Annotated in this window: 6 protein-coding genes; 2 read left to right on the top strand and 4 right to left on the bottom strand. The window is 58.6% G+C overall.

Going from position 1 to position 11,644, the window contains the following annotated elements:
• The 3 genes from C7I36_RS16745 to C7I36_RS16735 all read right to left on the bottom strand — a co-directional run.
• Positions 1-5,518: DUF4347 domain-containing protein (locus tag C7I36_RS16745; RefSeq protein WP_146137355.1), on the bottom strand; the 5,518-nt coding region annotated here is incomplete at its 3' end.
• Between the two features lie 57 nt (positions 5,519-5,575).
• Positions 5,576-6,286 (bottom strand): efflux RND transporter periplasmic adaptor subunit, encoded by a 711-nt coding sequence (locus C7I36_RS16740; RefSeq protein WP_106454818.1) that lies wholly within the window; start codon positions 6,284-6,286, stop codon positions 5,576-5,578.
• Positions 6,286-7,710, bottom strand: a complete 1,425-nt coding sequence (locus tag C7I36_RS16735; protein WP_245880154.1) for a TolC family protein — start codon at positions 7,708-7,710, stop codon at positions 6,286-6,288. The genes C7I36_RS16740 and C7I36_RS16735 overlap by 1 nt, the downstream gene beginning before the upstream one ends.
• 460 nt (positions 7,711-8,170) lie before the next feature.
• Here C7I36_RS16735 and C7I36_RS16730 point away from each other — a divergent pair, with 460 nt between their 5' ends.
• Both C7I36_RS16730 and C7I36_RS16725 read left to right on the top strand, forming a co-directional pair.
• On the top strand, positions 8,171-9,985 hold the full coding sequence (locus C7I36_RS16730) for a sensor histidine kinase (RefSeq protein WP_181256426.1): 1,815 nt from the start codon (positions 8,171-8,173) through the stop codon (positions 9,983-9,985).
• Positions 9,963-10,637 carry a response regulator transcription factor gene (locus tag C7I36_RS16725; protein ID WP_181256425.1) on the top strand — a complete coding sequence of 225 codons (675 nt, stop codon included), beginning with the start codon at positions 9,963-9,965 and terminating at the stop codon, positions 10,635-10,637. The genes C7I36_RS16730 and C7I36_RS16725 overlap by 23 nt, the downstream gene beginning before the upstream one ends.
• On the opposite strand, the gene C7I36_RS16720 is transcribed toward C7I36_RS16725, so the two are convergent.
• Positions 10,634-11,434, bottom strand: coding sequence for an undecaprenyl-diphosphate phosphatase (locus C7I36_RS16720; RefSeq protein WP_106454814.1), 801 nt, complete (start codon positions 11,432-11,434; stop codon positions 10,634-10,636). The two genes, C7I36_RS16725 and C7I36_RS16720, sit on opposite strands and share 4 nt — an antisense overlap.
• Positions 11,435-11,644: the final 210 nt, after the last annotated feature.

Below are 11,644 nucleotides of genomic sequence, written 5' to 3'. Positions count from 1 at the left end.
CGCTCCAGACCATGTCGTTATTGCCAACAACGCTCAGGCTGACGGTGTCGTTATCATCCAGATCCCCAAAACTCACCAGGCCAGTGCCGCGCAAGTCCTGGGCACTGGAATCGCCCGCCACTTCCAGTATCGGCGCCGCATCCACCACGCTCAGGGTGGGCGCGTCGTTGCTGCCGATCAGGGTAAAGCTCACCACCTCACTGGCGGTGGCGCCCTGGCTGTCGGTGGCGGTCACGGTATAGCTGAAGGTGATGGTCTCGCCCGCCGCCAAAAAGTCCAGGTCGACGTTATCCACCGCGTAGCTCCAGCTGGTGCCGCCCGGTGCCGCCGCGTTGACCGTGGCCGGGATGCTAAAGCCGCCCAGCAATTGAGCCGCCAGCTCGGGGCTCAGGCTGCCGCCGCTCCAGACCATGTCGTTATTGCCAACAACGCTCAGGCTGACGGTGTCGTTATCATCCAGATCCCCAAAACTCACCAGGCCAGTGCCGCGCAAGTCCTGGGCACTGGAGTCGCCCGCCACTTCCAGTATCGGCGCTGAAGCCTCTACGCTCAGGGTGGGCGCGTCGTTAATGCCTTTTACCGTAAGCACCAGGTCACGGCTGGTTACGCCGCCGTTGCCATCGTCCGCCACCAGCTGATAGGTGAGCACCAGGGTTTCGCCGACGCCCACAAATTCAAAGTGCTCATCCCCCGAATTGAAGATCCAGTCCAGCTCGCCCGTTGTGCTGCCGCTGGTGATTACCGGCTGCTCACCCAGCGACAGCATGGCCTGCAAGGCCGCCAGTTGGTCGGGAGTGAAGGTGGTGGCCAACGGAGCCTCATCCGCGCCAAGGTGCGCCACCGAAACCCCGCCCACCGAAACCGATACCGTATCGGCCTGGTCGGCATCGCTCACTACCACGTTGCCCTCGGTGATCAGCGTATCGCCTCCAGCAAACAGCTCGGTATTGGAAGCCAGGCTGGCGGAATACTGCAGCGCGCGGGGAATAATCTCCCGCACCCAGTCGTTGGTATTTTGCGAGCCGTTGCTCACATCCTGGCCATATTGGGTGGCGGTATCGGTAAAGCCGGTGCCGGCAATACCGGCGTTATAATAATCATACCCCAGGAAAATCACGGTGCCGCCACCGTAACGGATCACCGCCACCGTGGCGTTATCATCCGTGCCGTAAATGGCGGTAAAGCCTTCCACCGTGCCCCGGCCAATGGCATCCGTGGCACTGAGGTTACTCAAGCTGGCCGGGCCGCCTTCAAAGGGGGTACCCACGGCATTGGCGGTATTCAAACTCCAGCTTGAGCCGGACTGGGTGGTCAGATCCCAGCCAAAAATATTGTTCAGGAAAGTAGTATCTTTGGGGCCACCGGTGCCGGTCATCATGATCACGCCGCCATCGTTCACCCAGTTGCGAAGGGTGGTTTGGGCACTGTCGGGCAAAAAGTCCTGGCTGCCGGGATTGCCGCTTTCCATATCGGTCATAAAGAAGAAACCGCTGGCATTGAGCTTGTCGGCAAAGTCCGCATCGGTAAAGTTTTGGATGGAGGTATCCAGGGTATAGTCGCCACCCTGGTTGATCACCCACTGGATAATGCTGGCCAGGTTGGCATTTTCATTCCCGGAGCCAGGGTTGGCGTCAGTGCCATTGAGGTTGGGGTAACTAAACACCGACACCTGGGTATTGGGGTCGAGCGGCGCAAAAACAGGCGCGTCGTTGCTGCCTTCAATGGTAAAGCTCACCACCTGTTCGGCGGTAGCGCCCTGGCTGTCGGTGGCGGTGACGGTATAGCTGAAGGTAATGGTCTCGCCGGCAGCCAAAAAGTCCAGATCCACCGCCGGCAGGTTGTAGCTCCAGTTGACACCGCCAGAGGCGCCATGGGTGGTGGCCGGAATACTAAAGCCACCGGCCAGCGCCGAAGCCAAACCGGCATCCAGGGTGCCGCCGCTCCAGACCATGTCGTTATTGGCGGCATGGGTGATGCTAACGGTATCGGCAATATCCGCATCGTTAAAGCTGATCACACCGCTGCTTTCCAGGGCCTGGGTACTGGAATCGCCCGCCACTTCCAGCATGGGCGCAGCGTTCTCCACGCTCAGGGTGGGGGCGTCGTTAATGCCTTTTACCGTAAGCACCAGGTCACGGCTGGTTACGCCGCCCTTGCCATCGTCCGCCACCAGCTGATAGGTGAGCACCAGGGTTTCGCCGGCGCCCACAAATTCAAAGTGCTCATCCCCCGAATTGAAGATCCAGTCCAGCTCGCCCGTTGTGCTGCCGCTGGTGATTACCGGCTGCTCACCCAGCGACAGCATGGCCTGCAAGGCCGCCAGTTGGTCGGGAGTGAAGGTGGTGGCCAACGGAGCCTCATCCGCGCCAAGGTGCGCCACCGAAACCCCGCCCACCGAAACCGATACCGTATCGGCCTGGTCGGCATCGCTCACTACCACGTTGCCCTCGGTGATCAGCGTATCGCCTCCAGCAAACAGCTCGGTATTGGAAGCCAGGCTGGCGGAATACTGCAGCGCGCGGGGAATAATCTCCCGCACCCAGTCGTTGGTATTTTGCGAGCCGTTGCTCACATCCTGGCCATATTGGGTGGCGGTATCGGTAAAGCCGGTGCCGGCAATACCGGCGTTATAATAATCATACCCCAGGAAAATCACGGTGCCGCCACCGTAACGGATCACCGCCACCGTGGCGTTATCATCCGTGCCGTAAATGGCGGTAAAGCCTTCCACCGTGCCCCGGCCAATGGCATCCGTGGCACTGAGGTTACTCAAGCTGGCCGGGCCGCCTTCAAAGGGGGTACCCACGGCATTGGCGGTATTCAAACTCCAGCTTGAACCACCTTGCGTGGTGAGATCCCAGCCAAAAATATTGTTCAGGAAAGTAGTATCTTTGGGGCCACCGGTGCCGGTCATCATGATCACACCGCCATCGTTCACCCAGTTGCGAAGGGTGGTTTGGGCACTGTCGGGCAAAAAGTCCTGGCTGCCGGAATTGCCGCTTTCCATATCGGTCATAAAGAAGAAACCGCTGGCATTGAGCTTGTCGGCAAAGTCCGCATCGGTAAAGTTTTGGATGGAGGTATCCAGGGTATAGTCGCCACCCTGGTTGATCACCCACTGGATAATGCTGGCCAGGTTGGCATTTTCATTACCGGAGCCAGGGTTGGCGTCAGTGCCATTGAGGTTGGGGTAACTAAACACCGACACCTGGGTATTGGGGTCGAGCGGCGCAAAAACAGGCGCGTCGTTGCTGCCTTCAATGGTAAAGCTCACCACCTGTTCGGCGGTAGCGCCCTGGCTGTCGGTGGCGGTCACGGTATAGCTGAAGGTAATGGTCTCGCCGGCAGCCAAAAAGTCCAGATCCACCGCCGGCAGGTTGTAGCTCCAGTTGACACCGCCAGAGGCGCCATGGGTGGTGGCCGGAATACTAAAGCCACCGGCCAGCGCCGAAGCCAAACCGGCATCCAGGGTGCCGCCGCTCCAGACCATGTCGTTATTGGCGGCATGGGTGATGCTAACGGTATCGGCAATATCCGCATCGTTAAAGCTGATCACACCGCTGCTTTCCAGGGCCTGGGTACTGGAATCGCCCGCCACTTCCAGCATGGGCGCAGCGTTCTCCACGCTCAGGGTGGGGGCGTCGTTAATACCTTTTACCGTAAGCACCAGATCACGGCTGGTTACGCCGCCCTTGCCATCGTCCGCCACCAGCTGATAGGTCAGCACCAGGGTTTCACCGGCGCCGACAAACCCGAAATGCTCACCTCCCGAATCAAAGGTCCAGTTAACTTCCCCCGTTGTGCTGCCGCTGCTGATCACCGGCTGCTCACCCAGCGACAACATGGCCTGGATGGCCGCCAGCTGGTCGGGGGTGAAGGTGGTGGCCAACGGAGCCTCATCCGCGCCAAGGTGAGTCACCGAAACCCCACTCACCGAGACCATAACCGAATCCGCCGGGTCGGCATCGCTCACGATAATGCCGCCCTCGGTGGTCAGCGAATCGCCAGTGGCAAACAAATCCTTATTGGACGACAAATTGGCGGAATACTGCAGCGCGCGGGGAATAATCTCCCGCACCCAGTTGTTGGTGTTTTGCGAGCCGTTGCTCACATCCTGGCCATATTGGGTGGCGGTGTCGGTAAAACCGGTGCCGGCAATACCGGCGTTATAATAGTCATACCCTAGGAAAATCACGGTGCCGCCACCGTAACGGATCACCGCCACCGTGGCGTTGGCGTCGGTACCGTAAATGGCGGTAAAGCCTTCCACCGTGCCCCGGCCAATGGCATCCGTGGCACTGAGGTTACTCAAGCTGGCCGGGCCGCCCTCAAAGGGAGTGCCGGCGGCATTGGCGGTATTCAGGCTCCAGCTTGAGCCGGACTGGGTGGTCAGATCCCAGCCAAAAATATTGTTCAGGAAAGTAGTATCTTTGGGGCCACCGGTGCCGGTCATCATGATCACGCCGCCCTCGTCCACCCAGTTGCGAAGGGTGGTTTGGGCGCTGTCGGGCAAAAAGTCCTGATTGGCGGGATCGCGGCTTTCCATGTCGGTCATAAAAAAGAAACCGCTGGAGTAAAGCTTTTTGGCGAAGTCCGCATCGGTAAAGTTTTGGATGGACGTATCCAGGGTATAGTCGCCACCCTGGTTGATCACCCACTGAATAATGCTGGCCAGGTTGGCATTTTCATTCCCGGAGCCAGGGTTGGCGTCAGTGCCATTGAGGTTGGGATAACTGAATACCGACACCTGGGTATTGGACGTTTCAGCCCCGAAGATAGGGGCGTCATTAGTGTCGCTGCCCCCCAGCAGGGCCTCGTAGTCGGCGATGGCCAAGGATGCCGCTTCAATAACCCCGCTTTCCACCTCCAGCGTCCAGTCACCGCCCAGGCCGGCGGCGCCGGTCAAATCTTCGGAGGCGGCTACATCGGCGCCGGTCAGCCCGGCAATGGCATCAATAAAATCACGGCCCTCGCTGTTGGCGCCCACATAGCAGCCATACAGCATCAGATCACCGCTTTCGGTAAGCGACTCACCCAGGGCAGAGAGCAGCTCCTCCTGGGCGGCCAGGTTGCTGTTGTTAAGGGTAAACGAGCCCAGGGTCAGCTCGCCCACACTGCCGTGCGAAAACACATGAATGGCATCAAGGCCGCTTTGTCCCTGCAGCGCCGCCACCATTTGCTCCAGGCCATTGCCGTTGCCATCCAGCAAAATGACCTCAATCCCATCACCCAGGCCATCCACCAAAGACTGATAGCCCTCTACCGACGCATCAACAAACGCCAGCTCGCGGCGCTGGCCCGCCGGCTCGGCCTGCACCGGTGCCGGGGCATCAAAATGCACCGCCTCTTCAGCCGGCGCGTTATGGGCGGCGCTTTCCTGAAACGCCACATCGGTAGTCATTTCCACGGCCGTTGCCACAGCGGCACCGTCCAGCAAAATACGGGGCTCCAGGGCCGTGATCAGCGGCTTGCGACGAAACAGCGCCTGATGCTGTTGAGGAGACATATGCTTTTTCATAATCCTTTCCCTTTGAAGGCACCCGGCCCCGGCCGTGAATGCACTACCTGATTTTGCTTAACGCGGAAAAACCGCCGTGGCGCTCATGCCCGGAACTAACCCGGCATCTTCGGACAACGCCGCCCTTAACAGTACCGTCTGGCTCACCGCATCGATGGCCGGAGTCACCCCTACCACACTGGCCTCGGCCACCGCCCCGGTTTCATCAATGGTCAACCGCAGGGGTTGCCCCGGTTTGAGCCAACTCAGCCAGGAAGACGACACCACCACCTCGGCTTCCAGCCGGCTGTTGCCCACCACCTCAATCAACTCCTGCTGCTGGCGAATGTTCTCGTGCTCATTCACCAACACCGCCACCACCTGGCCATTCCAGGGAGCCTTAATCACACAGCGCGCCGTATTCAGCCGCGCAATGCGCAGCTCTGCCTGGGTTTGTGCAAACTCCGACTGGGCCAGCGCCACGTCCAAGCTACCGATGGAGCGCAATTCATTCAGCTGGCGGGCATTTTCCAGCTTAACCCCGGCCGCCTTGTGTTCGGCAGCCACCTTCTCCTGCTGGGCCTGGTACAAATCGCAATCCAGCGCCACCAGCACATCGCCCTTGCTAAAGCTGTCGCCGGCACGAAACGGAACATCCTTGACCCGGGCCGCCAGTTCACCCGACAACACCGCCCGATCCGGCGCTTTGAGCACCGCCCTGGCCTCAAACTCGGCCAGGGCCGGAGTAGACGCACCCAACAGCATCAAACCGGCAAGCACGGTGCGCATCAGCCCACCTTATCCACGGAACCAGCGGCATCGGCCGGCTCGGTGCCGGCCGGCTCCGCCTGCACACCAGAAACCAGCTCGCCACGCTGCCACTGCTCAAACCGCTCCGAAATCTGGCGGGTCAGGGAAGGCAGACTCTCGCCGGCATAATCCTGAGGCACCAAATCCATGCCAATGGTGGTGTAAATACGGCCGTAACTGTTTTGCACATCCGCATAAGCCACGTCACGGCGCAACTCGGCCAGCAGGGTATTAAGCGACTCACGGATCAAATCCAGCTCCGAAGAACGCTCAAGCCGTGCGTTATTCACCGTTTGATCATTAATCCGGGAAGCCACGTCCAGGTAACGGTCGGCCAGCTCAAAGCTCTGCACCGCCTGCTGATAACGAATGGTCGACAAATGCACCTGGGTCAGCACCGCCATGGAGGTAGCCAGGCGTTGCTCTTCGGCCAGTGCCTCGCGGGTTTTGGCCATGCGCCGCTCGGCCCCCAGGCGGAACACATCAAACAAATTCCAGCTGATTTGCGCGCCCACACTGGTCCAGTCCTGGTTCAGCAAATAATCGTTGCTGTCGGTGTAGGCGCCAGCGGTCAGGCTGATACCCGGCAGCAAGTCGAGCAGGGCGGCACGGGTTTCGGCGGCGGAAATCCGTTTTTGATAATGGGTTTCGAGCAGTTCTGGGCGGTGCTGCAGTGCCAGCTCTTCCATTTGCGCCACATCCAGCGCCAGTTCGGGCACCTCAAAACGGGGCGACTGCACATCCCACAAATCAAACTCGGTGCCAGGCTTTAACCCCATCAGCGAAGCCAGCTCGGTTTTGGAGTTCATCAAATCCTGGCGCAGCGACTGCAGCGAACGCAAAATGTCCAGCAACTCGCGCTGGTAATACAGTGCCTCAAGCGGCGAACGCAGGCGCAGATCCTCAACCCGGCGTGAATCCTCCAGCGCCGCGGCCGCCTGCTCCGACAACGGGGCAATCTTTTTCAGCAAACGGTCGGCCGACACCGCCCGCCAGTATGCCGCGCGCACCTCCTGGGAAATATTGTGCGCCACCTTGCGCTCCCGCTCGCGGGTAATCAAATAACGGTCCGCATGCTGTTTGGCGCGCACATAGGAAAGGCCAAAATCCAGCACGTTCCAGGTAAAGGCAATATCGGCAGTGGTGCGCACTTTTTCCTGCGACACCGAATAAGTGGGATCGGACAGCGGGCTAGGCTCACCATTTTCAAAGGTCACACTGGAAGAGGCGGCATAGTTACTACGCTCGGAATATCCCGCCGAAGCGGTGAGACTGGGCAGCATTTCGTGCTGAACCAGCTCAATCTGCCCTTGGGCCAGGGCGCTTTCCAGCGCCTTGAGTTTCTTGTCCCGGTTGTTTCTTACCGCGCGCGCAATGGCTTCATCCAGGGTAATGGTGCCCATCACTTGCTCCTGCTCCTCGGCAAGCAGGTTGACATCCGCATCAGCAGTAGAGGCAATATCTTTAAAATCAATTGCTTGAGGGGTAACAGCACAACCACTGAGCACAGCGGCCAAAGAAACGGCAACCAGGGTTTTCCTGAGCATGGTGTAATCCTTTTTATACAGAGGCTCTGGGGAGACGGCATAATCCAACATATCCGTGAATTTTTAGCAGAAAACCCGCGTCGAAACCTGACGTTTGCTGACATTGGGCAGGAAAAGCCTCTTCCGCCCTCACCCACCCAGTAATCAGCTGAATCCCCCCGAACTTCCTGCTATGGTGTGCCCGTTTTGCCACCAAAACCGGGCCCGGCCAATGGAACTGCAGCCATCCAGACACCACAAATATTTTATTTTTCTAATTTACTTTTACCTGATGCCGGCATGGGGCGGCACGGCAATATCCCCCAGCCAGATTGCAGTGTTAAAGGACGAACTTGGCCAATACACCATTGAAACCCTCACCAGCCCGGCACTGGCGGCACAATTCACCCTTCTGGATCATGCTTTTTCCGGCGGCTACAGCAGAAGCATCTACTGGTTTAAATTGACCTATCCCCAGGAACAGGTTGCCAACCAGGAACTGTGGCTGGAAATACAGCCGCCCTACCTGGACGACATCACCCTTTATGTGCCAACCCGGCACGGCTGGATAGCCAAAAAAGGCGGCGATAACTACCCCCAAAGCAGCAAAGACCTGCCCTACCGAGGCAGCGTATTCCGGCTGGACAACTGGCAGGGCAACGAACTCTATCTTCGGCTACAAACCAGCAGCAGCTCGGTACTAATTGCCCAGCTGTGGCAGCCCGAGCGGTTTGCCCAGGTAAAGCAACTGGAATACGGCCTGTTCGGCTTTTATTACGGCGCTTTTTTCCTGATTTTTATCATCATCATGCTACAGGGCGCCTGGCGCTATGACACCGTGCATCGCCTGTATCTAATTAACATGGCCATGGCACTGATGTTTATGCTGGGGCTCAACGGGTTTATTGCCAACCATTTGTTCCCCCACCAGGCCTGGATAGGCAACCATTGGACTCCCTTTTTCTCCATGGTGGGGTGTGCCACCAACGCCCTGTTCTACCAAAAACTGCTCGGCATTACCCAGCGCAACCTGGCGCTGTGGATTTTATTCAGGGCCACCTTCTGGCTGACCCTGCTGGCCGCATTTTCCCCCTTTATTGACATTTACAACGAAGTCGCCGGTGAAGTGCACCTGGTGGTTACCATCATGGCCATCGCCGCCCTGCTGCGCAGCATTTGGTTGTGCTACTACCATAAAACCGAATCCAAGGCGCTGATCCTGGGGCATACCCTGTTTTTGTTCGGCATACTCTCAGCCATCCTGGCCCTGCTGGGCTGGCTGCCGGGCAATATCTGGGTGTTGCACGGGCCACAACTGGGCAACATCCTCAGCATGCTGGTGTTCGGTTTTATCCTGATAAAACGAATCCGGGAGGTCTTGGACAAACAAAAAGAAGCCGAACAGCGTGCCCGGCTGGCCGAGCTGGAGCGGGAAAAAGAACAACGCATCCGGCGCGAGCACGCCTACCTGGCCGACATGCTGTCGCACGAGCTGAAAACCCCGCTCGGCATGATAGACGGTGCCGTTCAATCCCTGGCCAAACTGAATCCCCATCCCCAGGAAGAAGAAACCAAGCGCTATCACCGTATCCGCCGGGGAGTGGCGCGAATAGACAACCTGATCAACCAACTGCTGCACTACGAACGGCTGGACAACGGTACCCTGCAACCCAATCACACCCCCATCCGACTACAACGCTTTTGCCAGGAATTGATTGCCAATCACAGTGCAGAACACCGGATACACCTACACTGCCCCCCTGGCCTGCACCTGAACGCGGACCCCATTTTGCTCAGCATTTGCGTGGGCAACCTGCTTTCCAACGCCTTGCGTTACACACCCGCCGGCAGCCCAATTCAGCTCACCGCCGGCTGCAACAAACAAAACGTGCTCATGACCGTGCAAGACACAGGGCCAGGCATAGAAGAATCATTAAAAGAGATTGTTTTTGAACGCTACGTGCGGGGAAATGCAAGAAGAGATGTGGAAGGTAGTGGCCTGGGGCTTTACATCAGCCGGCGTATTGCCCACCTGCACCAGGGCCAACTTGAAGTGCTGCCCGTTCATGGTAGTGGTGCCTGTTTTCAGTTAACATTGCCACAAACCAATAACAAAGATGCATACACTCATGACACGAATAGCAGTTGTTGACGACAACGCCGACCTGCTGGACGACCTTTGCTTTCACCTGTCCCATGCCGGCTTTAACGTAGCCGCCGGCCAGCACGGAAAAGAGCTGAACACCCTGCTGGAGCACTTTCGCCCGCACATTGTAGTGCTGGACTTGGGCCTGCCGGGCGAAGATGGCCTGGCCATTGCCTGCCGCTTGCGCCAGTCTCACCCCCAACTGGGCCTGGTGATGCTCACCGCGCGTGCCGGCATAAAAAACCGCATTGCCGGCCATGAAGCCGGTGCCGACTACTACCTGACCAAACCGGTGGAATTTGACGAACTGATCACCATAGTACGCACCCTGGCACGCCGGCTGGGCAGCAAACAACCCGCCACCTGGCGCTTTGCTTCCCGCCAGCTACAGCTGCACAGTCCCCAGGGCCTGGCGCTGGAACTTACCACCGCCGAAGCCGCCATTATCGCCGCCCTGCAGCAAGCCCCCAGCCACCAGGCCAGCCGCAAAGAACTTATCGAGGCCCTGGGCGGCGATTGGATAACCTATGACGAGCGCCGGCTGGAAGCCATTATTAGCCGGTTACGCAAAAAAATTGCCGGCATCACCGGCAAAGAAGCCCCACTGCGCGCCTTGCGGGGCGTAGGCTACAGCTTTTTGGAGCCGCTGGAAGACTAGGCGAACAACAACACCGTCACCAACACCGCACCCAGCCCCAGCCGATAGAGCACAAAAGGCAGCACGCCAATACGGTTAAGCAGCGCCAAAAACACATGTATGCACGCCAAGGCACTGGCAAACGACACCAACACCCCAACGCCAATGGCCGACCAGGACATCACCGACGGCGAAGCCAGCAAATCCCGCGCCTGATGGCTGCCGGCCAAAAAAATAATGGGAATGGACATTAAAAACGAATAGCGCGCCGCGGCCTGGCGGGTAAGCCCCAGCATTAAGCCGGCGGTAAGGGTAATACCACTGCGGGAAGTTCCCGGGATCAAGGCCAGAGCCTGGGCACAGCCCAACATCAAGGCTGCGCGCCAACCGGTTTGATATTCACTTTTTACCTGCGCCGCCCGGCGGTCGGCCCACCACAGCAATAGCCCAAACACCACCGTTGCAAACGCAATCACCCAGCCGGAGCGCAAATACGCCGCGATCAGGTCGCCCAATAACAACCCCACCACGCACGCCGGCACCGTTGCCAGCACAATACCCCAGGCCAAACGCGACTCGGCACAATGGCCGCCGCCAAACAACGACCGCCACCAAGCCCGTGCCATATTTCGCACCTCGGCCCGAAAATAATGCAACACCGCCAGTAAACTGCCCAGGTGTACCGCCACATCAAACGCCATGCCCTGATCCCGCCAGCCCAGCAACACCGACGGCAAAATAAGATGCGCCGAACTGGAAATAGGCAAAAACTCGGTAAATCCTTGAATTAACGCCAGCAGTACCGCTTGCACTTCCATCTGAGCATTCCTTTAAACACAAAAGCCGGCCAATACTAACGGTCCGCAACCCTCCCCCGCAACCCAAACGAAGCCGCCCACGGCCCAACCAGCAAGCACCGCGCCGAAAGCACAACCAAAACGGAGCGCAGGCGGCCCGCCTGCATTTCGCGCGCAGCGCGAACTCCGGCCAACCCCAGACGCCGGGCTTACGCCAACTCCCGCTCAAAG

This window comes from Zobellella taiwanensis, assembly GCF_003012795.1.
GTDB classification, from domain to species: Bacteria; Pseudomonadota; Gammaproteobacteria; order Enterobacterales; family Aeromonadaceae; genus Oceanimonas; species Oceanimonas taiwanensis.
The sequence above is the reverse complement of the archived record's forward strand: the minus strand, read 5'-3'. Positions and strand labels throughout refer to the sequence as shown.